This is a genomic window from Mesorhizobium sp. M7D.F.Ca.US.005.01.1.1, assembly GCF_003952545.1.
Lineage (GTDB): Bacteria > Pseudomonadota > Alphaproteobacteria > Rhizobiales > Rhizobiaceae > Mesorhizobium > Mesorhizobium loti.
On the sequence record NZ_CP034453.1, the window covers coordinates 1733264 to 1756836 of the forward strand.

20 protein-coding genes are annotated in these 23573 nt (G+C 63.9%); 16 read left to right on the forward strand and 4 right to left on the reverse strand.

Annotated elements, in window-relative coordinates:
• The first annotated feature begins 49 nt into the window (after positions 1–49).
• The 6 genes from EJ076_RS08330 (at position 50) to EJ076_RS08355 (ending at position 6747) form a co-directional block, all read left to right on the forward strand.
• The gene (locus EJ076_RS08330) at positions 50–1243 is read left to right on the forward strand and encodes a lytic murein transglycosylase (protein ID WP_245463072.1); all 1194 of its coding nucleotides are present in this window, start codon (positions 50–52) and stop codon (positions 1241–1243) included.
• A gap of 254 nt (positions 1244–1497) precedes the next feature.
• Positions 1498–3141, forward strand: a complete 1644-nt coding sequence (locus EJ076_RS08335) for an ABC transporter substrate-binding protein (protein WP_126067566.1) — start codon at positions 1498–1500, stop codon at positions 3139–3141.
• 18 nt (positions 3142–3159) lie between these two features.
• Positions 3160–4227: an ABC transporter permease gene (locus EJ076_RS08340; RefSeq protein ID WP_126067567.1), complete on the forward strand. Its 1068-nt coding sequence runs from the start codon at positions 3160–3162 to the stop codon at positions 4225–4227.
• Positions 4224–5144: a nickel transporter permease gene (gene nikC, locus EJ076_RS08345; RefSeq protein ID WP_126067568.1), complete on the forward strand. Its 921-nt coding sequence runs from the start codon at positions 4224–4226 to the stop codon at positions 5142–5144. Before EJ076_RS08340 ends, nikC begins: the two co-directional genes overlap by 4 nt.
• A gap of 26 nt (positions 5145–5170) precedes the next feature.
• Positions 5171–6004: an ABC transporter ATP-binding protein gene (locus EJ076_RS08350; protein ID WP_126067569.1), complete on the forward strand. Its 834-nt coding sequence runs from the start codon at positions 5171–5173 to the stop codon at positions 6002–6004.
• Positions 6001–6747 carry an ABC transporter ATP-binding protein gene (locus tag EJ076_RS08355; RefSeq protein ID WP_126067570.1) on the forward strand — a complete coding sequence of 249 codons (747 nt, stop codon included), beginning with the start codon at positions 6001–6003 and terminating at the stop codon, positions 6745–6747. Before EJ076_RS08350 ends, EJ076_RS08355 begins: the two co-directional genes overlap by 4 nt.
• 217 nt (positions 6748–6964) lie before the next feature.
• Here the strand turns inward: EJ076_RS08355 and EJ076_RS08360 are convergent, their stop codons facing one another.
• The 3 genes from EJ076_RS08360 to EJ076_RS08370 are packed head-to-tail and all read right to left on the reverse strand — an operon-like array spanning position 6965 to position 12281.
• A complete protein-coding gene (locus EJ076_RS08360) occupies positions 6965–10069 on the reverse strand; it encodes an efflux RND transporter permease subunit (RefSeq protein WP_126067571.1) in 3105 nt (1034 codons plus the stop codon).
• Complete coding sequence (locus EJ076_RS08365) at positions 10066–11145, reverse strand: efflux RND transporter periplasmic adaptor subunit (RefSeq protein WP_126067572.1); 1080 nt, start codon at positions 11143–11145, stop codon at positions 10066–10068. Before EJ076_RS08365 ends, EJ076_RS08360 begins: the two co-directional genes overlap by 4 nt.
• Positions 11142–12281 carry an efflux RND transporter periplasmic adaptor subunit gene (locus EJ076_RS08370; RefSeq protein ID WP_126067573.1) on the reverse strand — a complete coding sequence of 380 codons (1140 nt, stop codon included), beginning with the start codon at positions 12279–12281 and terminating at the stop codon, positions 11142–11144. The genes EJ076_RS08365 and EJ076_RS08370 overlap by 4 nt, the downstream gene beginning before the upstream one ends.
• Before the next feature lie 234 nt (positions 12282–12515).
• Here EJ076_RS08370 and EJ076_RS08375 point away from each other — a divergent pair, with 234 nt between their 5' ends.
• Positions 12516–13799 (forward strand): 4-aminobutyrate--2-oxoglutarate transaminase, encoded by a 1284-nt coding sequence (locus EJ076_RS08375; protein WP_126067574.1) that lies wholly within the window; start codon positions 12516–12518, stop codon positions 13797–13799.
• Positions 13800–13822: 23 nt separating this feature from the next.
• On the opposite strand, the gene EJ076_RS08380 is transcribed toward EJ076_RS08375, so the two are convergent.
• Entirely contained in the window at positions 13823–15076 is a 1254-nt protein-coding gene (locus EJ076_RS08380; protein WP_126067575.1) for an FAD-dependent oxidoreductase, read from the reverse strand.
• Between the two features lie 433 nt (positions 15077–15509).
• On the opposite strand from EJ076_RS08380, the gene EJ076_RS08385 reads away from it, so the two are divergent.
• The 9 genes from EJ076_RS08385 (at position 15510) to EJ076_RS08425 (ending at position 23573) form a co-directional block, all read left to right on the forward strand.
• Complete coding sequence (locus EJ076_RS08385; protein ID WP_126067576.1) at positions 15510–16799, forward strand: imelysin family protein; 1290 nt, start codon at positions 15510–15512, stop codon at positions 16797–16799.
• Between the two features lie 113 nt (positions 16800–16912).
• Positions 16913–17224 (forward strand): (2Fe-2S)-binding protein, encoded by a 312-nt coding sequence (locus EJ076_RS08390; protein WP_126067577.1) that lies wholly within the window; start codon positions 16913–16915, stop codon positions 17222–17224.
• The gene (gene bfr, locus EJ076_RS08395) at positions 17190–17675 is read left to right on the forward strand and encodes a bacterioferritin (protein ID WP_126067578.1); all 486 of its coding nucleotides are present in this window, start codon (positions 17190–17192) and stop codon (positions 17673–17675) included. The genes EJ076_RS08390 and bfr overlap by 35 nt, the downstream gene beginning before the upstream one ends.
• 13 nt (positions 17676–17688) lie before the next feature.
• Positions 17689–19290 (forward strand): di-heme oxidoredictase family protein, encoded by a 1602-nt coding sequence (locus EJ076_RS08400; RefSeq protein WP_126067579.1) that lies wholly within the window; start codon positions 17689–17691, stop codon positions 19288–19290.
• A complete protein-coding gene (locus EJ076_RS08405; protein WP_126067580.1) occupies positions 19290–20369 on the forward strand; it encodes an imelysin family protein in 1080 nt (359 codons plus the stop codon). The genes EJ076_RS08400 and EJ076_RS08405 overlap by 1 nt, the downstream gene beginning before the upstream one ends.
• Before the next feature lies 1 nt (position 20370).
• Positions 20371–21474 (forward strand): DUF1513 domain-containing protein, encoded by a 1104-nt coding sequence (locus tag EJ076_RS08410; RefSeq protein ID WP_126067581.1) that lies wholly within the window; start codon positions 20371–20373, stop codon positions 21472–21474.
• A gap of 104 nt (positions 21475–21578) precedes the next feature.
• On the forward strand, positions 21579–22256 hold the full coding sequence (gene tsaB / locus EJ076_RS08415; RefSeq protein ID WP_126067582.1) for a tRNA (adenosine(37)-N6)-threonylcarbamoyltransferase complex dimerization subunit type 1 TsaB: 678 nt from the start codon (positions 21579–21581) through the stop codon (positions 22254–22256).
• On the forward strand, positions 22257–22751 hold the full coding sequence (gene rimI, locus EJ076_RS08420; RefSeq protein WP_126067583.1) for a ribosomal protein S18-alanine N-acetyltransferase: 495 nt from the start codon (positions 22257–22259) through the stop codon (positions 22749–22751).
• Between the two features lie 21 nt (positions 22752–22772).
• Entirely contained in the window at positions 22773–23573 is an 801-nt protein-coding gene (locus tag EJ076_RS08425; protein ID WP_126067584.1) for a lysophospholipid acyltransferase family protein, read from the forward strand.

The window sequence follows — 23573 nt, forward strand, 5'->3', positions numbered from 1 at the left end:
TGCTTTTATGAAATCCGCCCTCGTCTTTGCCTGCCTCGTCTTTGCGGCGATGGTTTGGGCCGCTCCCGCCTCCGCTGCAATGATCGACGATCAGTTCCGCGCCTGGCTGCAAAACGACCTCTGGCCGCAAGCCAAGGCGAAAGGCATTTCCAAAAAAACCTTCGATGCCGCCTTCGACGGCATCAAGCCCAATCTGAAGCTGCCCGACCTGGTCAAGCCGGGCGAGAAGGCGACCACGCCGCAGAAACAGCACCAGGCCGAATTCGGCTCGCCCGGCGCCTATTTCGCCGAGAAGACGGTTGGCGCGGTAACGGCAGGCGGACGCGCGCGTGAAGTCACCAATGCCAGGACACTTTCGGCCATCGAAAAGCGCTATGGTGTGCCGGGCGAAGTGCTGCTGGCGATCTGGGGCCGCGAGACCGGCTTCGGCGCGGCGAAGATGCCTTACGACGCTTTCGAGGTGCTGGGCACCAAGGCGTTCATGTCGACCAAGAAGGATTTCTTCCGCACCGAACTGCTTGCGGCACTCGAGATCGTCGAGCGCGGGCTGGCCCCTGTCGGCGCGATGAAATCGTCCTGGGCCGGCGCGCTCGGCCAGCCACAATTCATGCCGACATCGTTCCTGAAACATGCCGTCGATTTCGACGGCGATGGCCGTGTCGACATCTGGAACTCGACGCCGGACGTGCTGGCCTCGATCGCCAACTATCTCGTCCATTATGGCTGGGTGAAGGGCCGCGGCTGGGGTTTCGAGGTGACCGTGCCGGAGACGGTTTCCTGCGCGCTGGAAGGTCCGGACCAGGGCAAGAAAATCTCCGAATGGGCGGCAATGGGCATCAAGCGTATTGGCGGAAAACCGTTTCCAGCCAGTGAGCTGAAGGCCGAGGGGTTTCTGCTGATGCCGGCCGGGCGCAGCGGCCCGGCCTTTATCGCCACGCCGAATTTCTACGTGCTGAAGGAATACAACACCAGCGACCTCTACGCGCTGTTCATCGGCCATGGCGCCGATCGCATCGCCCATGGCGATAGCAATTTTGCCGGCAGCTGGGGCGCGGTCGGCGGGCTCCACCGTTCGGACATCGCCGCCCTGCAGCGGGCGCTGGAAGCCAAGGGCTATGATGTCGGCAGCGCCGATGGCCTGCCCGGCTTCAAGACCCGCCGTTCGATCGGCAAATGGCAAGCCAAGGACGGCCGGGCCGCTACCTGCTTCCCTGACGCCGACCTGGTCTCGGTGCTGAAGTAGCCGCGAAATTAGCAGATTTTTCCCGATTGGCGGCATCGATTAGCCGGCGCATGCATCGACACGCCACCGCCCATTCTGGTCCAATACGCCGTCTCGCAAATGCTCGTTGCCGGCTTGCAAGCCGCCGGATATGGTGTTGACCAACTGGACAAAAACCACGACGGTAAGTGGGCAGAGGGCCATTGCCGGCCTCGAAAGAATACTGCAATCCTGAGCCGGGAACTCAGGGATCAACAAAACAGGGAACAATCACAATGATGATGGAAAAGTTTGCTCTACGCTCCCGCTTCTTGCTCGCGGGTGCAGCCATGTCCGCGCTGCTTCTGGCCGGCGCACCAGCCGGCGCCGTCACGCCCGCCGACACGCTGGTTGAAGGTTTCGCGATCGACGACATCATCTCCATGGATCCGGGCGAGGCGTTCGAGCTGTCGACCGCCGAAGTCACCGGCAACACCTATGATCTGCTGGTCCGTCTCGACCTCAGCGACACCTCCAAGGTCAAAGGCGACCTCGCCGAAAGCTGGACCGTCTCCGACGACGGCCTGACCTACACCTTCAAGCTCAAGCCCGGCCTCAAATTCGCTTCCGGCAATCCGATCACCGCGGCCGACGTCGCCTGGTCGTTCGAGCGCGTCATCAAGCTGGACAAGAGCCCGGCCTTCATCATCGGCCAGTTCGGCATCAGCGGCGACAACGTCACCGAAAAGGCCAAGGCTGTCGACGACGGCACCTTCCAGTTCACCGTAGACAAGGCCTATGCGCCGAGCTTTGTGCTGAACTGCCTCTCGGCAACGGTCGCTTCGGTGGTCGACGCCAAGGTGGTCAAGGAACATGTCGCGGCGGTAACGCCAAGTGCCGACTACAAATGGGACAATGATTTCGGCAACGCCTGGCTGAAGACCGGCTATGCCGGCTCCGGCGTCTACAAGCTGCGCGAATGGCGGGCCAACGAGGCCGTCGTTCTCGAGCGCAATGACAATTACTATGGCGAAAAGGCCAAGCTTGCCCGCGTCATCTATCGCAACATGAAGGAAAGCTCGGGCCAGCGCCTGGCGCTCGAAGCCGGCGACATCGACGTTGCCCGCAATCTCGAGCCGAACGATCTCGACGCCATCGCCAAGAACGCCGACCTCACCACCACCAGCGCGCCGAAGGGCACGGTCTATTACATCAGCCTCAACCAGAAGAACGCGAACCTCGCCAAGCCGGAGGTGCGCCAGGCGTTCAAATATCTGGTCGACTATGATGCCTTGAGCTCGACCATCCTCAAGGGTATCGGCGAAATTCACCAGACCTTCCTGCCCAAAGGCGTGCTCGGTGAGCTCGACGAGAATCCGTTCAAGCTCGACGTCGCCAAGGCCAAGGAATTGCTGGCCAAGGCGGGTCTGGCCGACGGCTTCAGCGTAACCATGGACGTACGCACCGGCCAGCCGACGACCGGCATGGCCGAATCGATACAGCAGACGCTCGGTCAGGCCGGCATCAAGCTCGAGATCATCCCCGGCGACGGCAAGCAGACGCTGACCAAATACCGCGCCCGCAACCACGACATCTATATCGGCCAGTGGGGCCAGGACTATTTCGATCCGAACTCCAATGCCCAGACCTTTGCCTCGAACCCGGACAATTCGGATGCAGCCAAGACCAAGACGCTGGCCTGGCGCAACGCCTGGGACATTCCGGATCTGACCAAACAGACGGAAGCGGCGCTGCTCGAGAAGGATGCGGGCAAGCGCGCCGATATGTACAAGGACCTTGAGAAGAAGATCCTCGACACCAGCCCCTTTGTCGTCATCCACCAGCAGCTGGAAGTCGCCGGCCTGCGCAAGAACCTCAAGGGTTTTGCGCTCGGCCCGAGCTTCGACAGCAATTTCGTCGGGCCGGTGTCCAAGGAATAGTGTTCGCGGACACGCCGCATGAGCGCGGTTGAAAAAGAAGTGGCGGCGGGGCGCGGCAGCGCCCGCGCCGTCGCCATTGCATCATCGCTTGGCCGTTTCCTGGTCATCGCGATCACGACCTATCTGGGTCTGCTCGCGGTCACCTTCTTCATCGGCCGTGTCATCCCGATCGACCCGGTGCTGGCGGTGCTCGGCGACCGGGCGCCGGCCAATGTCGTCGAGCGCACGCGCCGCGAGATGGGTCTTGACCTGCCGCTGGTCGAGCAGTTCTACATCTATGTGAAAAATGCCCTGAACGGTAATTTCGGCACCTCGGTGCTGACCACCAATCCGGTCATGACCGACATTCGCCGCGCGCTTCCGGCCACCACGGAACTGGCGACGCTGGGAACGCTGATCGGCGCGCTGTTCGGCGTGCCGCTTGGCGTGCTGGCGGCGGTCAAGCGCGGCAGCCTCATCGACCAGATCGTGCGCGTCATCGGGCTGATCGGCTATTCCGTGCCGATCTTCTGGCTCGGCCTGCTGGCGCTGGTGCTGTTCTACGCCAAGCTGCAATGGGTCGCTTTCCCGGCGCGGCTCGATGTCGTCTACGAATACACCTTCACGCCAATCACCGGCTTCTATCTCCTGGATTCCCTATGGCAGGGGCAGTGGGATGTTTTCTACGACGCCTTCCGCCACATTATCCTGCCGGCCTCGCTGCTCGGCTATTTTTCACTCGCCTATATCAGCCGCATGACGCGCTCGTTCATGCTGAACGAACTGTCGCAGGAATACATCGTCGCGGCGCGCGCCAAGGGCCTGTCGGAAACTCGCATCATCTGGGGCCACGCACTGCGCAACGCCGCGGTGCCGATGGTGACGGTGATCGCGCTCTCCTATGCCGGGCTGCTCGAAGGCTCGGTGCTCACCGAAACCGTCTTCTCGTGGCCGGGCATCGGCCTTTACATCACCAATTCGCTGCAGAACGCCGACATGAATGCCGTGCTCGGCGGCACCATCGTCATCGGCTCGGTCTTCATCGCCATCAACCTTCTCTCCGACCTGCTCTATCGCGTTCTCGATCCGAGGACGAAGTCCGCATGAGCGTCGAGACCATCCAGAGCCGTCGCGACTGGCTGCTCAGCGAGCGGCCGGCGTCGCGTACCCAGGCGAGGCTCGGCCGCGCCTATGTGGCGTGGCGGCGATTTTCCGCGAACCGGCTGGCGTTTCTCGGCCTGCTCATCATCATTGCCCTGCTGGTCGTCGCCGCCCTTGCCGGCGTGCTGGCGCCCTATTCGCCGACATTCGGAGACCTCAAGGGGTCGCGCCTGCTGGCGCCGAGCGCGGAGCATTGGTTCGGCACCGATGACCTCGGCCGCGATATCCTGTCGCGCATCCTCTACGGCTCGCGCTGGACGCTCTATGTGGTCATCCTGGTTGCCATCATCGCCGCACCCATCGGCCTTCTGGTCGGCACCGTCGCCGGTTATGCCGGTGGCTGGACCGATGCCGTCCTGATGCGCATCACTGACATCTTCCTCGCCTTCCCCAAGCTGATCCTGGCGCTGGCTTTTGTCGCAGCGCTCGGGCCCGGCATCGAGAATGCGGTGCTGGCCATCGCCATCACCTCATGGCCGCCTTACGCCCGCATCGCACGCGCCGAGACGCTGACGGTGCGCAATTCCGATTACATCAAGGCGGTGCAACTGATGGGCGCCTCGCCCTTCCGCATCGTGCTGCGCCACATCATGCCGCTGTGCATCTCCTCGCTGATCATCCGGGTGACGCTCGACATGGCCGGCATCATCCTCACCGCCGCGGGCCTCGGTTTCCTCGGTCTTGGCGCGCAGCCTCCGCTGCCGGAATGGGGCACCATGATCGCTTCGGGGCGTCGCTTCGTGCTCGACCAATGGTGGGTGGCCGGTGCGCCGGGCTTCGCCATCCTGATCGTCAGCCTCGGCTTCAATCTGCTTGGCGACGGACTGCGCGACGCGCTCGATCCCCGGAGTGGTGATCAATGAGTGGTGACCCCAATCAGCAGCGATCAATGAGCACGCTGCTCGACGTCGACGATCTGCGCGTCAGTTTCCCGACCCGCACCGGGTTGATCGAGGCGGTGCGCGGCGTCTCCTTCTCGCTCGGCCGCGAACGGCTCGGCATCGTCGGCGAATCCGGCTCCGGCAAATCGCAGACCGGCCGCGCCATCATGGGCCTGACGCCGCCGCAGGCGCGGATATCGGCCAACAAGCTCGCCTTCGACGGCATCGACCTGCTGGCCGCATCGCCACGCGAACGCCGGAAGCTGCGCGGCAAACGCATCGCCATGATCCTGCAGGATCCGAAATACTCGCTCGACCCTGTAATGAGCATCGGCCGCCAGATCGTCGAGACTCTGCGCACCCATGAAAAGGTCGGCAAAGCCGAGGCGCGCGACCGCGCGCTGGCAATGCTGGAGGCGGTGCAGATCCGTGACCCGGCCCGCGTCTTCGACCTGCATCCCCATGAAGTGTCGGGCGGCATGGGCCAGCGCGCCATGATCGCCATGATGCTGATCGCAGGACCGGAAATGATGATTGCCGACGAGCCGACCTCGGCGCTCGATGTCACCGTGCAGCTCGACGTGCTCGGCATCCTCGACCGGCTGGTCAGCGAGCGCGGCATGGGGCTGATCTTCATCTCGCACGATCTGCGCCTGGTCTCGTCCTTCTGCGACCGCGTCATCGTCATGTATGCCGGCAAGGTGGTCGAGCAGCTCAAGGCCTCCGAACTCGGCCGCGCCCGGCATCCCTACACGCGCGGCCTGCTCAACTGCATGCCCAAGATCGGCGCCGACCGTCACCCGCTGCCGGTGCTCGATCGCAAGCCGGAGTGGGCGGCATGACTTCTGCGATTGCCGTCGACAGGCTGGAAGTGATCTTCGACCGTTTTCGCGCGCTGAAGGGCGTCAGCCTCGACGTGCAGCCGGGCGAATCTTTCGGCCTGGTCGGCGAATCCGGCTCCGGCAAATCGACGCTGCTCAGGGCCATCGCCGGCCTCGCGCCGGTCGCATCGGGCAGCATCACCGTCAATGGCAAGACGCTCGGCACCCGCCGCGACAAGGCTTTCTACCGCGAAGTGCAGATGGTCTTCCAGGATCCGTACGGTTCGCTGCACCCACGCCAGACCGTCGACCGCCTGCTGCAGGAGCCGCTTGCGATCCATGGCTTTGCCGATGGCGAAAAGCGCATCCAGCGGGCGCTCGACGAGGTCGGCCTCGGCAACGGTTTTCGCTTCCGCTACTCGCACCAATTGTCGGGCGGCCAACGCCAGCGCGTGGCGATCGCGCGTGCCTTGATCCTCGAACCGTCGATCCTGCTGCTCGACGAGCCGACCTCGGCGCTCGACGCCTCGGTGCAGGCGGAGGTGCTCAATCTGCTGGAAGAGATCCGCCGGCGGCGCAAGCTGACCTTCCTCATGGTCAGCCACGACCTCGCCATCATCACCCATATGTGCGAACGGCTGATGGTGATGCAAAGCGGCGAGGCGGTGGAGAATCTGGCGGCGGCCGACCTTGTCGAGCGCCGCGTGACGAAGGACTATACGCGCAATCTGTTGCGGGCCAGCGACGGGTTTGTGAGAGCTTAGCGGACCTTTCTACGCCGAGTTCCGTCACGCCCCCCTCTGTCCTGCCGGACATCTCCCCCACGGGTGGGGAGATTGGCAGTCATCGCGGCCTTCGCCAATCTCCACCGTTGCAGGGTTGAGCGCGGCGCCGAAGGCTCCGATCTCCCCCCTTGTGGGGGAGATGTCCGGCAGGACAGAGGGGGGCGTGACGGAACTCGGCGCTGTTCGCAACCTGCCCTCAGGCCGTGCCGCCTTCCGGGATGGTAGCATCATTGGCAGGAGCGGTGTTGTCTTGCCCCTGCTTCGGCTCCTTGATCCTGAACCACGTCACATAAAGCGCCGGCAGGAACAGCAGCGTAATCGCCGTGCCGGCGATGATGCCGCCCATCATGGCGTAGGCCATCGGCCCCCAGAACACTTCGCGCGCGATCGGGATCAGCGCCAGGCTGGCGGCGGCCGCCGTCAGCGCGATCGGCCGCATGCGGTGTTCCGTCGCCTCGATGACGGCCGCCCAGCGGTCCTTGCCCTCGGCGACCAGATCCTCGATCTGCACGATCAGGATGACCGAGTTGCGGATCAGGATGCCGATCAGCGCCAGCACGCCGAGGATGGCGACGAAGCCCAGCGGCGCGCCGCTGGGCACCAGGGCCGCCACCACGCCGATCAGGCCGAGCGGCGCTACGGCAACGACCAGGAACAGTCGCTGGAAGCTTTGCAACTGCACCATCAGGATGGTCGCCATGACGAACAGCATCAACGGCACCACGGCGGCGATCGGTCCCTGGCTTTTGGCGCTTTCCTCGACCGAGCCGGCGGTCTCGATCGAATAGCCCGGCGGCAGCTTGGCGATGAAGGCATCGACCGATGGTTTCAGTTCGTTGACGACCGTGGCCGGCAGCACATCACCGACCAGGCCGGCCCGCACGGTGACCGTCGGAATGCGGTCGCGCCGCCACACTGTCGGTTGCTCCAGATCGTAGCGGAAGTTGGCGACGGCGGCGAGAGGAATGGCCTCGCCGGTGCTGGTCGGCAGCTGCATGTTCTGCAACGTCTCGATCGAGCCGCGTTCGGCCCCGCGCGAGCGGGCCACGACATTGATCAGGTAGGTGGCGTCACGCACTTGCGTGATGGTAGCGCCGCCGACGGTGCTGTTGAGCGCGCTGGCGATGTCGGAAGAGGTGATGCCAAGCTGGCGTGCCTTGTCCTGCAGCACGTCGACCCTCAGCACGCGTTGCGGCTCGTTCCAGTCGAAGGTCGGCGCGGCAAGCTTGGGGTTGGTGGAAATGATACCGGCGAATTGCTGCGCCAGCCCGCGCACCGTCTGGATGTCGGGACCGCCGACACGATATTGCACCGGCCGGCCGACCGGCGGTCCGAGTTCAAGCGGCTTGACGAAGGCGTCCGTGCCGACGAATTCCTCGCGCAGCAGCTTCTCCAGAGCCGGATTCACTCGGTTGCGAGCTTCGATGCTCTTGGTGACGATGACGGTCTGGCCGAAATAGGGGTTGGCCGGCTGCACGTCATAAGCCAGCACGAAACGCACCGCGCCCTGGCCGATATAGGACGAGAAATGGTCGATGTCGGGATTGCCGACCAGCGCCCGCTGCTCGAACCGCTCCATCTGGTCGCGCGTCTCGGCGATCGATGAGTTCTGCGGCAGGTTCCAGTCGACGATCAGCTCCGGCCGGTCCGATGGTGGAAAGAACTGCTGCTGTACCAGGCCGAAGCCGGCGATCGAGCCGGCAAACAACAGCACCGTGGCGATGATGGTCAGCCAGTGATGGCGCACCGAGCCGACAAGCACGCGCCTGAACAGCGAGGTGAGGCGGCCAGGCTGGTCGTGATGTTTCGTCTTCATCGTCGCCGGCAGGATGGTGACGCCAAGCAGCGGCGCGAACAGCACCGCCACGATCCATGACACCAGCAGCGACACGGCGATGACGACGAACAGGGTGAAGGTGTATTCGCCGGCTGCACTGTTGTTGAGGCCGATCGGGATGAAGCCGGCGACCGTCACCAGCGTACCGGTCAGCATCGGGAAGGCGGTCGAGGTGTAGACATAGGTCGCCGCCTTGCGCAGATTGTCGCCGACCTCCAGCCGCGCCACCATCATCTCGACCGCGATCATAGCGTCGTCGACCAGAAGGCCGAGCGCGATGATCAGCGCGCCGAGCGAAATGCGCTGCAACGATATCCCGAGATATTCCATGACGGTGAAGGTGATGGCCAGCACCAGCGGGATCGACAGCGCCACGACGAAGCCGGCGCGCATGCCGAGGCTGATGAAGGACACCGCGAGCACGATCGCCACCGCCTCGAACAGCGCGCGCGTAAAGCCCGAGACCGCCTCCTCGACGATGACCGGCTGGTCTGCGACCAGATGCACCCCGACGCCGACCGGCAGGTCGGCCAGCACCTTGTTCATCTCCTGGTGCAGCGCCTCGCCGAATTTGAGCAGATTGGCGTTGGGTTTCATGCCGATGGCGAGTCCGATCGCATCCTGGCCGTTGAAGCGGAACAGCGCCGCCGGCGGATCGACATAGCCGCGGGTGATGGTGGCGACATCGCTCAGCCGGAAGAAGCGGTCATTGACGCGCAGATTGATGGCGCGAAGGCTGTCCTCGGAGGTGAACTGGCCGCCGACACGAACGCTGATGCGCTCCGGGCCGGACTGGATGACACCAGACGGCGTGATCGCGTTCTGCGCCTGCAGGCTGGCGACAATCGCTTGCTGGTTGAGGCCAAGGGCCGCGATCTGGCGGGTCGAGAATTCGAGATAGATCGCCTCGTCCTGGGCGCCGACCAGATCCACCTTGCCGGCATTCGGGACGGTCAGGATTTTTGTGCGGACATCCTCGACATAGTCGCGCAGCTGGCGCGGCGTCAGCCCGTCCGACGTGAAGGCATAGATGTTGCCGTAGACGTCACCGAAGCGATCGTTGAAGAACGGTCCCTGCACGCCTTGCGGGAACTGCGCCTTGATATCGTTGACCATGTTGCGCACCTGAATCCAGTTCGGCACGACATCGCGCGCCTTGGTGGTATCCTTCAGGTTGACGAAGATGACGGTCTGGCCGGCCGTGGTGACCGATTTGGTGTAATCGAGGCTGTCGAGCTCCTCGAGCTTCTTCTCGATGCGGTCGGTCACCTGACGCAGCGTCTCGTTGACCGAGGCTCCGGGCCAGTTGGCTTGGATGATCATCGTCTTGATGGTGAAGGCCGGGTCTTCCTCACGGCCGAGGTTGAGATAGGAGAACACGCCGGCCACGACGAAGACCAGCATGAAGTACCAGACCAGGGAGCGGTGGTTGAGCGCCCAGTCGGAGAGATTGAAGCCCTTCATGAGGCCCCTCCCTCGGGCACTTTCACCTTCTGACCTTCGCTAAGGCTGTGGACGCCCGCCGTGACCACGCGCATGCCGGCTTCAAGCCCTCCGGCCACCGTGAACGTGCCGCCATTCTTCGACGCGACCTTGATGTCGCGCGCGCTCACACTCGATGTCTGCGGGTCGACGATCCACACTTTTTCGGAACCATCCTTTTCGAGCAGCGCCGACATGGGCAGCTCGATCGTCGGCACAACCTTGGTCATGCGGGTCGCCGTCACCGTCGAGCCGAGCCTGAAGGCCTGCGGCGGATCGGTCAACGTCAGCTTGACGCGCCGCGTGCGGGTCGAACCCTCGGACTGCGGCGCGATCTCGCGCAGTTTCGCCTCTGTCTGGATCGTCGGCAGCGATTGCAGGATGACCTGGAACGGCATGCCGGCCGCGAGGTCGCCGGTCAACTGGTCGGGAATGTCGACTACCGCCTCGCGCAGGTCCGAGCGCGCCACGGTGACGACCGTCTGGCCGGGCGAAACCGTCTGGCCAACTTCGGCACCGACGGCGGTGACAACGCCGTCGAAATCCGAAAACAGGCGAGCGTAACCCAACTGTTCCTGCGACTTGGCCAGCGAAGCCTTGGCCCGTTCGACACTGGCTTCCGCCGCTTTCCTTGCCTGCTGCGCGGCATCGAAGACGGCCTGCGATGTGTTGGCGGAGGCGAGCAGCTGGCGCTGCCGCTCCTCGCTGGCGGCGGCGTTGGCGAACTGCGCCTCGGCATTGGAGAGCTCGGCCTTGGCCGCTTGGACGGCCAGCTCCAGCGCGGTCGGGTCGAGCGCTGCGATCGTCGTGCCCTTGCTGACGATGTCGCCGACATTGACGTCGCGCGAGACGACCCGGCCAAGCAGGCGGAAGGCAAGATCGGCGCTGACCCGCGGCTCGACAGAGCCGGCAAAGCCGAAAGTCTGCGTGGTGCGCGGTTCGACCACGACCGACAGCACCGGCCGGATGATCTCGGGTGGCTTTTCGTCGGACTTCGAGCAGGACGCGAGCGTGCCGAGCATAAGCACGCCGAGCAGGATGCGTGGCAGCCGGCTCATTGGCCAGCTCCCGATATTTCGATCGTCTGTCCGGGGCTGAGCAACTGTCCACCTGCGGTGACGACGCTTTGGCCTTCGTTCAGCCCGCTGGCGATCACGACCGTGCCCGAGCCGAACGCCAGCACCTCGACCGGCATCACCGTCACTGCCTTGGTCGATGGGTCGACGATCCAGACCGCCGGCTTGCCGGCGCTGGACGTCAGCGCCTGCCAGGGCAGCAGGATCGCCTTCGCCGGCCTGGCGCTGACCGAGCCGATGACGGCTGCTCCCAGCGGCATGTCGGTGGGCGTATCGGGAATGGCGACCTTGACCCGGACCGAGCCCGAAGCCGGGTCGACTGCTGGTGAGATTTCGCGCACCTTGCCCGTCGCCCTGATTTGCGGATCGGACAACAGCGTGATCGTCACCGCAGGAGACGCTGGTGTCTTGGCAACCAAAGTCTCCTGCACGTTGAACACCGCGTCGCGATCACCGTCCTCGGCAACGGTGAAGACGGTTTGCGCCGCCTGCACCACCTGGCCGGCTTCGACCTGGCGGGCCGTGATCACGCCCGCGGCCCCCGCCTTGAGTTCGGTGAAGGAGAGGTTTTGCTGAGCATTGGTGAATGCACTTTGCGCGGCATCGACGCTGCCTTGCGCCACCTTCAGCGCCTGATCGGCAGCGTCATAGTCGCGCCGGGTGGTGAAGCCCTGGGCAAGCAGTGTCTTCTGCCGCTCGAAGGCAGCGGCGGACTGGGTCAGTTGCGCTTGTGCTGCGTCGAGATCGGCCTGTGCGGAGCGCAGATCGGATTCCTGCTCCTGCGGGTCGATGCGGGCAAGCACTGCACCCGGGTCGACATGCTGGCCGACATCGACGAGCCGCTCCGCGACGCGGCCACCGACCCGGAACGACAGATTGTTCAGCGTGCGGGCCGCGATCACTCCTGTCAGCGAGGTTCTTGGTGCATAGTCGGCCGTCGCCACGGTTTCGGTGCGCACCATGATGGGCAGTTTCTTTGCTGCCGCTTCCTGCTTCTGGCAGCCGGTCAGCAGAAGGGCAGCTGTGCAGGCGAAAAGCGCTGGGCCGGTTGGAAAAGACAAAAGGCTGGAGGTTTTGACCGATGGCGGCGAGACGGACGATGTCGCGTTTCTGCTCATGGGCTCCCCCAGCCGTAGGCCGCTCGCAGATCGCGATGCCCCGCGGACATCTGGAGGATAATCGATCCCTTGGAAAAGGGAACCTCCCCCGTACGCGTATCGGTCGACTGGTTAAGCCGGGATCGCAGGCCCAATCGCCTGCCGGTGGTGCCGACTTGAGGAAAACGTGAAATAAGGTCAGAAGACGTGTCAGCGGCATCAAACAAGAACGGGCGCCAGCCCGATGAGGATATCATGAAGAATTCAGCCATTTCCGAACGCAAGAACCAGTCGATCTCGCGCGGCGTCGGCATGACCACGCAGATCTATGCCGACCGGGCTGAAAATTCGGAGATCTGGGATGTCGAAGGCCGCCGCTACATCGATTTCTCGTCGGGTATCGCCGTCGTCAACACCGGTCATCGCCACCCCAAGGTGATCGAGGCGGTCAAGGCGCAGCTCGACCGCTTCACGCACACCTGCCACCAGGTGGTGCCCTATGAGAGCTATGTGCGGCTGGCCGAGCGGCTGAACGCCATGCTGCCCGGCAAGTTCGAGAAGAAGACGATCTTCGTCACCACCGGTGCCGAGGCGGTCGAGAACGCCATCAAGATCGCCCGCAACGCCACCGGCCGCCCGGCGGTCATCGCCTTCGCCGGCGGCTTCCATGGCCGCACCTTCATGGGCATGGCGCTGACCGGCAAGGTCGTGCCTTACAAGGTCGGCTTCGGCGCCATGCCGGGCGACGTCTACCACGCGCCGTTCCCGGTGCCGCTGCACGGTGTCTCGGTCGCCGATTCGCTGGCGGCACTCGACCGGCTGTTCAAGGCCGATGTCGACCCGGCCCGCGTCGCCGCCATCATCATCGAGCCTGTGCAGGGCGAGGGCGGCTTCTATGACGCTCCGCGTGAGTTCCTGACGGCGCTGCGCAAGCTCTGCGACCAGCACGGCATGCTTCTGATCGCCGACGAAGTGCAGACCGGCTTTGCCCGCACCGGCAAGATGTTTGCGATGGATCACCATGAGGTGGCGGCCGACATCACCACCATGGCCAAGAGCCTGGCCGGCGGTTTCCCGCTGGCCGCGGTCACCGGCCGCGCCGGAATCATGGATGCGCCCGGCCCCGGCGGGCTCGGCGGCACCTATGGCGGCAGCCCGATCGGCGTCGCCGCCGCCCACGCTGTGCTCGACGTGATCGACGAGGAAAAGCTGTGCGACCGCGCCAACACGCTGGGTGCAAGGCTGAAGCAGCGGCTGCAGTCGATCCGCGACGACGTGCCCGAGATCGTCGACATCAGGGGGCTCGGCTTCATGAACGCGGTCGAGTTCAACGACGTCAAGAAGGGCCTGCCGTCGGCCGAGATCGCCAACGCGATCCGGCTGAAAGCACTCGACAAGGGCCTGATCCTCTTGACCTGCGGCGTCTACGGCAACGTCATCCGCTTCCTGGCGCCGATCACCATCCAGGACAGCGTCATGAACGAGGCGCTCGACATCCTGGAAAGCTCGATCCGCGAAGTCTGCGCCCCTGATCGGTAAGGTGCCGGGCCTGAGGGCCGGAATTATCCCGCCGCTCTGGCGGGCTCATTCTCGAGGAAAGCGGCCAAGGCCGCTTTCAGCCCTTCGGGACCCGCCGCGATCGTCTGCGGCGTCGGCGAGAAGCCGGCGCCGAGCATCTTGCGGCCAAGCATGTGGTCGCCAGGGCGGTTGACGGATTCGATGCCGAGCAGCCGGTCGCCGGCATAGTGGTAGATCGAGAACTTGTTGTCGGGCAGGTCACCCAGCACGACATGGCTGTCGCCGCCGGCGGTCAGGCCGACCATCTGCAGCTTCATGTCGCCGATATCGGACCAGAACCAGGGCACCGCCGAATAGACGTCGGCATGGCCTGATATGGTGCGTGCGGCAAGCCGCGCCTGATCGGTGGCGTTCTGCACCGATTCCAGCCGCACCTCGCCGCCGGTGAACCAGTGCCGGTAAGAGGCAGCATCGCCGATCGCCAGGATTTCAGGAGCCGAAGTGCGCATCTGGTGATCGACGCGGATGCCGTTGGCGATGCTGAGGCCTGCGGACTGCGCCAGTTCGACATTCGGCACGGCGCCGATGCCGACGATGACCATACGCGCCGGCAGAATTTCGCCTGACGAGGTGATCGCAGCCACCACATGGCCGTTTTCGCCTTCGAGCCTGGCAATCGAGGTGCCGGTGAGGATGCGCACGCCTGTCGCTTCCAGCCGTTGCCGGACGTGGCTCGCCACGACCGGCGCCACGGCGCGGCCGAGCAGCCGGTCGACCGCTTCGACCACTGTCACTGTGCGGCCGGCGGCCCGCAGCGTGGCGGCGATCTCCAGCCCGATGAAGCCGCCGCCAAGGATGACGACCTCGTCACTCCGTGCGCTGAGCTCGCGGATCAGCCGCGCATCGGCCAGCGAGCGCAACGACAGCACGCCGGACAGGTCGGAGCCGGGCAGCGGCAGGGTGCGCGGGCGCGAGCCGGTCGCCAGGATCAGATGGTCGAAGGCAAGTGTGCCGCCGCCTGATATCTCCAGGCTGCGGCGTCCGGCATCGATGCGATCGATCCTGACGCCCGGCCGGTAGTCGATAGCACTGCCGGTGTAGAAGGCCTCGCCACGCAAGGGTTGCGGTTTGGCCTCGGCATCCTTGATGAAGGTCTTCGACAGCGGCGGCTTGTGGTATGGCAGCTCGTTCTCGTCGCCGACGAGGATCACCGGCCCGTCATAGCCGTCCTCGCGCAGACTGGCAGCCGCTTGCACGCCCGCATGACCCGCGCCGACAATGACCACACCGTTCTTCATCGCATTCCAATCCCTCTTCTATCCTAGGATGTCTCGCCATGTGGCAATTGTCTGGCGACGCCGCAAGCGAGCTTTGCGGGTCGCACCCGAGATGGCGGCTGTCAATCGCACAGTTCAGCTGCAAGACCGGTGCAGGAAGATGCGTAAAGTTGACAGTCGTAGTTTAGAATAATTCTAAACTGTTGTTTCAATTGACTTTTCTTGCGGATTGTCATTGACATCCGACGATGTCGCAGCTTTATGGAAGCTCGCGCGTCAGCGCATCCCTTTAATGTCTGGGCCTTGAACCCTTTCGATTGGAGGCATTTTGGTGTCTTTCTTCCGCGAACCGCGCGATGGCGTGGCATCTCTTGCGCCCAATGGCATGCCTATGGCGTGGCGCCCGTTGCCGCGCGCGCCGTTTACAGAAATTCCGAGAAACTGGAGAGCGATTATGACAGCACGATATGGCGGCAGGCTTGCCGCGATCGGCGCCACGGCCCTGCTGACGGCGGCGGTTTTCGTGTTGCCGGCAAAGGCGGAAGCCGACGTGAAGGCGGTCATCAAGACCTATTCCGACATCGCGCTGGCCAAGTACGAGGATTCGCTGACCACCGCGCAGGCACTCGACAAGGCGGTCGACGCATTGCTCGCCACGCCATCGGTGGAAACCCTCAACGCTGCCCGAGAGGCATGGAAGGCATCGCGTGTGCCTTACCAGCAGACCGAGGTCTATCGTTTCGGCAACAAGATCGTCGATGACTGGGAAGGCGAGGTGAATTCCTGGCCGCTGGACGAAGGCCTGATCGACTACGTCGCCAAGAGCTACGGCACTGAATCGGACGCGAATTCGCTCTATACAGCCAATGTGATCGCCAACAAGGAGATCGAGATCAACGGCAAGAAGGTCGATGCCTCGAAGCTTTCGCCGGAATTCCTGTCCGGCACGCTGCAGCAGGCCGGCGGCATCGAAGCCAACGTTGCCACCGGCTATCACGCCATCGAATTCCTGCTCTGGGGCCAGGACCTGCATGGCACCGGCCCGGGCGCCGGCGAGAGGCCCTACACGGACTATGATCTCAAGAGCTGCACCGGCGGCAATTGCGACCGCCGCGCCCAGTATCTGAAATCGGCGACGGACCTTCTGGTCTCCGACTTGCAGAAGATGGTCAACGACTGGAAGGAGGACGGCGCCGCACGCCAGAGCCTCGTCGACGGCGAGCCGAACACCGCCATCTCGACCATCTTCACCGGCATGGGCTCGTTGTCCTACGGCGAACTGGCCGGCGAACGCATGAAACTCGGCCTGCTGTTGCACGATCCGGAAGAAGAGCATGACTGCTTTTCCGACAACACCTACAACTCGCATCTCTACGACGCCATCGGCATTCGCGCTGCCTACCATGCCAGCTATACCAGGCTCGACGGCACTGTTGTATCGGGGCCCTCGGTGGCCGATATGGTGAAGGCGGCCGATCCGGCGATCAACAAGGAGCTGTCGGATAAGCTCGATGTCACCGTCGCCAAGATGGAGGCGATCAAGGCGCGGGCACTGGCGGGCGAGGCTTATGACCAGCAGATCGCCGAGGGGAACACGCAAGGCAATGCCACCGTACAGGCAGCGATCGACGCACTGATCGACCAGACCAAGTCGATCGAACGCGCCGTTGGCACTCTCAAGCTTAACGCCATCGCCTTCGAAGGGTCCGACAGTCTCGACGCACCCGACAAGGTTTTCAAGTAGCCGTCGAAGGCTGGAGCGTGATCCGAAGCTGGACAATCGGCATCGGATTGGGCTCCGGTTAAGAAATCAAACCACACGGCGCGGGAGGCGCCGTCAGCCATCCGAGCAAATTGATGCTGATCTGCCATTGCAATATTATCACGGAGAAGGAGATCGAGCAGACGATCATCGGGCTGCTGGACCAGGATCCCTGGCAGCTGATCGTGCCGGCAAAGGTCTATCATGCCATGCAAAAGCGCGGCCGCTGTTGCGGCTGCTTCCCAAATGTGGTCGAAACGATCATTCGGGTGACCGAAAATTACCACGCCCGCTCGGAGGCGAGCGACGTGGATATCGTTTCACATCTGGATCGCGTCAGAGGCCTGCGCGTCCAATACGGGAGCAGAACCCATGAAAGGCGAAAAGCAGGTCATCGAGCGGCTTAACGAGGCTCTTTTTCTGGAGCTCGGCGCCGTCAACCAGTATTGGGTGCATTTCCGTCTGCTGGAGGACTGGGGATACGCTAAGCTGGCCAAGAAGGAGCGCGCGGAATCGATCGAGGAGATGCACCATGCCGACAAGCTCGTGGCCCGCATCATCTTCCTTGAAGGCCATCCGAACCTGCAGTCCGTGGCGCCGCTGCGCATCGGGCAGAACGTCAAGGAAGTGCTCGAATCCGATCTTGCCGGCGAATATGACGCGCGTACAGCATACAAGCGTTCGCGCGAGATCTGCGAGGAAGCGGGTGACTACGTGACCATGAAATTGTTCGAGGAATTGCTGGCTGACGAGGAGGGTCACATCGATTTCCTCGAGACGCAGCTCGACCTGCTCGCCTCGATCGGCGAGGAAAAATACGGCCAGCTCAACGCCACATCGGCGGACGAGGCGGAGTAAAGGGCATGCGGGAATGCGGCGCCTGCTAGAGTTCGTGCGCCGCTCGCGGCGGGCCGATGGCTCGCCGCACCTCGAGAAGACGCCGGCCAGACTGGCGCGTCGGCGCTGCGTCTTCCTCGTGGTGGCGCTCACCTCTTCCGCAATGGCCGGTGATCTTCAACCTGCCGGCCTCGCCACCACACGCACCGACCTCAATCCAAAGGATCAGGCGCGCGTCACCGCCATCACCAGGCCGACGACGGATTTTTCCAAACCCGAGCAATTCGAACTGATGCAAGGTGGCGCCGGCACGTCCAGAAAAGACGTCAACCGCGATTCCTTCTCGCAAGCCTCGGCCAACATCACCTTCGAGGAAGAGGGCGACTTCAAGCTCGGCAATGCCCTCTTCCGCAAGAACTGGGTGTCGTCGCCATCCTCGACGCAGGCTTCGGATGGGCTCGGCCCGCTGTTCAACGAACGCGCCTGCCAGAACTGTCATCTGAAGGATGGCCGCGGCCGTCCGCCGCAAGGCGACACCGGCACGACGTCGATGTTCCTGCGGCTGGCCCGCGAGGCGAGCAGCGAGGAGGAGAAAGCCGAGCTTGCCGACCACAAGGTGCTCAATTTCCCCGACCCGGTCTACGGCACGCAGTTGCAGGAACTGGCCGTCCCCGGCCTGCGCGGCGAAGGCCGGATGCATGTCGACTATCAGGAACGGCAGGTGACGCTGGCGGACGGCACCGCTATTTCCTTGCGCAAACCAAGCTATTCGGTTGTCGATCCTGCCTATGGACCGCTCGATCCGCGCACCACGCTGTCGCCGCGCCTGACGCCGCCGATGATCGGCCTTGGCCTGATCGAACAGATCGCACCAGCGGACATTCTTGCTCGCGCCGACCCGGACGACCGCAACAGTGACGGCATTTCCGGCAGGCCGAACATCGTGCGCGACGGCCCAAGCGGCGAACTGACGCTTGGCCGTTTCGGCTGGAAGGCGCAAACCGCGTCGATCCGCCAGCAGGCGGCGGACGCCTTTGCCGGCGACATCGGCATCTCGACGCCGGAAGAGCCGAAACACTGGGGCGACTGCACCGCGGCGCAAGCAAAATGCCTCGCCATGCCGAACGGCGTGCAGCTGCGTCTCGGCCCGGTCGAGGCGCCGCCGCCGGTGATGGATCTCGTCACCTTCTATTCGCAGAACCTGGCCGTGCCGGCGCGCCGCGATCTCGACGCGCCGCAGGTGCTCACGGGCAAGAAGGTCTTCTATGAGATCGGCTGCATTGCCTGCCACACACCGAAATTCGTCACCCGTCGCGGCACGCTCAACAAGGCGCAGGCCTTCCAGTTGATCTGGCCCTATTCCGATTTCCTGCTGCACGACATGGGGCCTGATCTGGCTGATGGCCAGGCGGTGGGCGATGCGACGGGCAATGAATGGCGCACGCCACCGCTGTGGGGCATCGGCCTGACCGAGACGGTCAACGGCAATTCTTTCTTCCTGCATGACGGGCGCGCGCGCAGCCTGACCGAGGCCATCCTGTGGCATGGCGGCGAAGCGCAGAAAGCGCGCGACCGCTTTGCCGTGGCCAGCGCGGCCGACCGTTATGCGCTGCTCAAATTCCTGGAGTCACTGTGATGTTCAAGCGCTCTGCATTGTTTCTCGTTGTTCCGCTGGCTTTGCTGGGCGGTGTCCCGGCGTCGGCGGCGGTCAAAGCCTCCGACATCATCCAGCGGGCGATCGATGGCTTTGTCCGCCCGGCCTATGCCAGCCTGCACGAGCATGCTGAAACCTTGACCGGATCCATGCGCAAGCTGTGCGTCACGCCCTCGCAAGGGGAACTCGATGCCGCACGCGCCGAATTCTCCGCCACCGTCTATGCCTGGTCGTCAGCCGAAATCATCGGCTTCGGGCCGATCAAGGAGAACAACCGGCTGGAACGCATGCTGTTTTGGCCGGATCGCAAGAGCATCGGCCTGAAGCAGGTGCAGGCGGCGCTGTCGGCCAAGGATCCGACCGCGACCGATCCGGCACAGCTGGCCGGCAAGAGTGTAGCCATGCAGGGGCTGGGCGCGCTTGAGTTCGTGCTTTACGGCGACGGCGCCGATGCACTTGCCGGCAAGGATGATCCCTATCGCTGCGCGTATGGCGCCGCGGTTGCCGGCAACATCGAAACCATGGCCGGTGAGGTCAGCTCCGCCTGGAACAAGCCGGACGGCTTTGCAGAACTTTGGGCCAATCCAGGCGCGCAGAATCCGCTTTACCGCGACGGCAACGAAGCGGTGACGGAACTGGTCGGCGTCTTCATCAATGAGCTGGAAATGGTCCGCGACGTGCGCCTGAAAGGGTTTTTCGGCGGCAAGCCGGACGCGGACAAGCCGAAACAGGCAATTTACTGGCGCTCGCAAAACACCACTGCGTCACTGGCTGGAAATCTCTCCGGCATCGATACGCTGTTCCAGGCCTCGAAGCTTGGCGACGCCCTGCCGGCCGATGAACGCTGGATGGCCGAATCGACCCACATCCAGCTGATCAACGGCGTCGCCACCGCCAAGGCCGTCAGCGGTCCAATCGACAAGGCACTTGGCGATCCGGCACTGCGTGACAAACTCGACCATTTCGCGCTGATCACCTCCAGCCTGTCGACCCTGATCGGCACCAGGTTGACCGCCGAATTCGGCCTGACCGCCGGCTTCTCCTCGCTGGATGGGGACTGAATTGAAAACCCCTCTGATAGATCGTCGCGATTTCCTGAGAGCTGCTGGCGTTGGCTTCATGGCCGCGATGGCCCCCTCGGCCTGGGCAACGACGCTTGCGGCCGACGCCGTCTTCGCCACCGCCTTCGTCAAGCGCGACGGCAGCTTTGGCGCCGCCGTCCTGTCCGAGGTTGGCAAGGTCCTGCATACGATCGACCTGCCCGATCGCGGCCACGACGTCACCTTCGATCCGGTGTCGAAACGCTCGGTGGTGTTCGCCCGCCAGCCCGGCACCTTCGCCGTGGTTTTCGACCACTCGGGTCGTGACGCGCCGCAGACCATCGCCAGCATCGCCGGCCGGCATTTCTTCGGCCATGGCGTGTTCTCAGTCGATGGTGCGCTGCTCTATGCCACCGAAAACGACTTCGACAATGCGGCGGGCGTCGTCGGTGTCTACGATGCGCGGGCGAAATTCAGCCGTGTCGGCGAGTTCCCGACCTATGGCATGGGTCCGCACGAGCTTCTGCTGCTGGGCGACGGCAGGACGATCGCCGTTGCCAATGGCGGCATCGAGACCCATCCGGATTACGGCCGCGCCGAGCTCAACATCGCCACCATGAAACCGTCCTACGTGCTGATCGACCGCATCACCGGCAGTCTCGTCGAGAAACACGAATTGCCGGCCGTGCTGCATCAGCTTTCGATCCGCCACATGGACACCGATCCGTCCGGCACGGTCTGGTTCGGCTGCCAGTACAGGGGGCCGCGCACCGATCGTCCGTTGCTGGTCGGCCGCGCGGCGCGCGGCAAGGAACTGCAACTGCTCGACATGCCGCAGGACGTTTTGTCCGGCTTCCGCAACTATATAGGCTCAGTCGCCGCCAATCCGGCTGCCGGCACCGTCGCCGTCTCCTCGCCGGAAGGCAATTCGCTTGTCGTGATCGATGCGGCCAGCGGCCGGATCGTTTCGAACAGCGCGCTGGTCGAGGTCTGCGGCGTGGCGCCCGACGGAACCGGCTTCATGGCCACCACCGGCGCTGGCGAGATCATCGAGGGCAGCGGCACGACACGCTCCGAACCGGACTATGTCTGGGACAACCACATGCTGCGCATCGAGCAGGTCTGATAGCTCGCCAGCCGAAGCGAAGCCGCTTAACAAATTATGCACTATCCCCTTGCGGTGGCGGGCCGTGGCGGGCACAGGGGATTGCTTCTCGAACTGGTCGCTTCATGAAATTGCTTGCCATCGACTGTGCCGCCAATCTCTGCGCCGCTTGCGTCTATGACGCGAAGGCGAAGCAGGAGCTTGGCCGTTCGGTGCTCGATCTCGGCAAGGGCCATGCCGAGCAGCTGATGACGGTCATCGCCGAAGCGCTGAAGGCAAGTGCAACCGACTATGCGGGGCTTGGCGCGATTGCTGTCTCTGTCGGCCCCGGTTCTTTTACCGGTCTGCGCGTCGGCGTCTCGACCGCGCGTGGCCTGGCGCTGGCGCTGAAGGTTCCGGCGATCGGAGTGACGACGCTCGAGGCGCTGGCCGCTGAAGCAGCAGCGGCATTCCCCGGTCGCGCCGTTCTGGCAGCACTCGATGCCGGGAGGGAGGAAGTCCATGCCGCCCTTTACGATGAAATGTTAGCTTTGACTTACGGTCCGGCGGTGGCCACGCTGGCAGAAGCCGTGGCGATGGCGACGGAGGGTTCTTCGGTGCTTGCCGGTACCGCAGCAGCGCTAATTACCGCATCGGCCGGGCGCCCCTTCGATATCGGGCCTCAGACGGCAACTGCCGACATTGTCACCTACGCCCGTCTGGCGGCCGCCAAGGGCGAGAGCGAAAGGCCGAAACCCCTTTATCTGCGCGGCGCGGACGCCAAGCCGCAGGCAGGGTTCATTCTATCAAGGCAAGAAAGATAAATGCGCATACCTTTTCTCCAACCACGCCGCCGGGACTATGCGCTCGAGCCGTTGAAGATCGCCGACAGCCGCGCGGTCTCGCTGCTGCATCGCGAGGACTTTGTCCGCCCCTGGACCGATGGAGAATTCGCCGCCTTGCTCGAACAGGACACCGTGTTCGGCTACGCCGCACGCGAAACCGGACAGGGCGCCAAGCCGCCCGTCGGCTTCGTGCTGGCGAGGCTCGCGGCCGGCGAAGGCGAGATCCTGACCGTGGCGGTGGCGCGATCGCATCGCCGCCAGGGATTGGGCTGGCAATTGATGGACGCGGTGCTGCGCGAACTGCACGCGCAGCGCGCCGAAGCGCTGTTCCTCGAAGTCGACGAGACCAATGTCGCCGCGATTGCGCTTTACCGTCGGCTGGGCTTCCGCGAGGTCGGCAAGCGTCCGAATTACTACAGGTCGGCGGAGCACGGGCCGACCGGCGCGCTTGTCATGCGCCGCGATCTTCGCTAGCGAGACGGCCGGGGTAGGGCGATGATCAAGAAAATCAGGATTTTCCTGGCGCTGGGCCTCGTTGTCGTCGGCTCATTGGTCCTCGTGCCATTGCAGATACTGTCGATGAAGACCGGCTGGTGGCCGGAAACGATCATCCTCAAGATCTGGCACAGGCTCATCATCCGGGCGCTCGGCATGCGCATCCATGTCAAGGGAGCGCTATCGGCCAAGCGTCCTTTGCTGGTGGCGTCCAATCATATCTCCTGGACCGACATCATGGTGCTCGGCTCTTTTGCCGACGTGAAATTCATCGCTCGAGCCGATATGGAAGGCTGGCCGCTGATCGGGATGCTGTCGAAGCTGCAGCGCACCGTGTTCATCGAGCGCGAACGCAAGCGTTCCTCGGGCGACCAGGCAAGCGAGATAGCCAGCCGCATGGCCAAGGGCGATGCCATGGTGCTGTTTGCCGAGGGCTCGACCGGCGACGGCAACATGATCCTGCCGTTCAAGAGCACGCTGTTTGGCGCTGCCTCGATGGCGATTTCGGAAGGCGCGGCCGAGCAGGTCTTCATCCAACCGGTGGCGATTGCCTACACGCGCCTGCACGGCGTGCCGCTCGGCCGCCGGCACCGCCCGCTTGCCGCCTGGATCGGCGATGAGGATTTGATGCCGCATCTCAGGGTGCTGCTGGCGGAGGGCGCCCTCGACGTCGAGGTGCATTTCGGCGAACCGATCGCCTTTTCCAAGGGCTCGAACCGCAAGGAAACGTCGAAACTGATGGAAAGTCAGGTGCGCGGGATGATGCAGGCAGCGCTTGCCGATCCGCGCCCGAGCCGCTAG

Coding starts and splice junctions, on each gene's coding strand:
- EJ076_RS08405 (WP_126067580.1), top strand. CDS start 19,290: ATGTTCAAGCGCTCTGCATTGTTTCTCGTTGTTCCGCTGGCTTTGCTG.
- EJ076_RS08365 (WP_126067572.1), bottom strand. CDS start 11,145: ATGAGCCGGCTGCCACGCATCCTGCTCGGCGTGCTTATGCTCGGCACG.
- EJ076_RS08335 (WP_126067566.1), top strand. CDS start 1,498: ATGATGATGGAAAAGTTTGCTCTACGCTCCCGCTTCTTGCTCGCGGGT.
- rimI (WP_126067583.1), top strand. CDS start 22,257: ATGCGCATACCTTTTCTCCAACCACGCCGCCGGGACTATGCGCTCGAG.
- EJ076_RS08380 (WP_126067575.1), bottom strand. CDS start 15,076: ATGAAGAACGGTGTGGTCATTGTCGGCGCGGGTCATGCGGGCGTGCAA.
- EJ076_RS08330 (WP_245463072.1), top strand. CDS start 50: ATGGTTTGGGCCGCTCCCGCCTCCGCTGCAATGATCGACGATCAGTTC.
- EJ076_RS08355 (WP_126067570.1), top strand. CDS start 6,001: ATGACTTCTGCGATTGCCGTCGACAGGCTGGAAGTGATCTTCGACCGT.
- bfr (WP_126067578.1), top strand. CDS start 17,190: ATGAAAGGCGAAAAGCAGGTCATCGAGCGGCTTAACGAGGCTCTTTTT.
- EJ076_RS08390 (WP_126067577.1), top strand. CDS start 16,913: ATGCTGATCTGCCATTGCAATATTATCACGGAGAAGGAGATCGAGCAG.
- EJ076_RS08400 (WP_126067579.1), top strand. CDS start 17,689: ATGCGGCGCCTGCTAGAGTTCGTGCGCCGCTCGCGGCGGGCCGATGGC.
- nikC (WP_126067568.1), top strand. CDS start 4,224: ATGAGCGTCGAGACCATCCAGAGCCGTCGCGACTGGCTGCTCAGCGAG.
- tsaB (WP_126067582.1), top strand. CDS start 21,579: ATGAAATTGCTTGCCATCGACTGTGCCGCCAATCTCTGCGCCGCTTGC.
- EJ076_RS08385 (WP_126067576.1), top strand. CDS start 15,510: ATGACAGCACGATATGGCGGCAGGCTTGCCGCGATCGGCGCCACGGCC.
- EJ076_RS08340 (WP_126067567.1), top strand. CDS start 3,160: ATGAGCGCGGTTGAAAAAGAAGTGGCGGCGGGGCGCGGCAGCGCCCGC.
- EJ076_RS08350 (WP_126067569.1), top strand. CDS start 5,171: ATGAGCACGCTGCTCGACGTCGACGATCTGCGCGTCAGTTTCCCGACC.
- EJ076_RS08370 (WP_126067573.1), bottom strand. CDS start 12,281: ATGAGCAGAAACGCGACATCGTCCGTCTCGCCGCCATCGGTCAAAACC.
- EJ076_RS08425 (WP_126067584.1), top strand. CDS start 22,773: ATGATCAAGAAAATCAGGATTTTCCTGGCGCTGGGCCTCGTTGTCGTC.
- EJ076_RS08375 (WP_126067574.1), top strand. CDS start 12,516: ATGAAGAATTCAGCCATTTCCGAACGCAAGAACCAGTCGATCTCGCGC.
- EJ076_RS08360 (WP_126067571.1), bottom strand. CDS start 10,069: ATGAAGGGCTTCAATCTCTCCGACTGGGCGCTCAACCACCGCTCCCTG.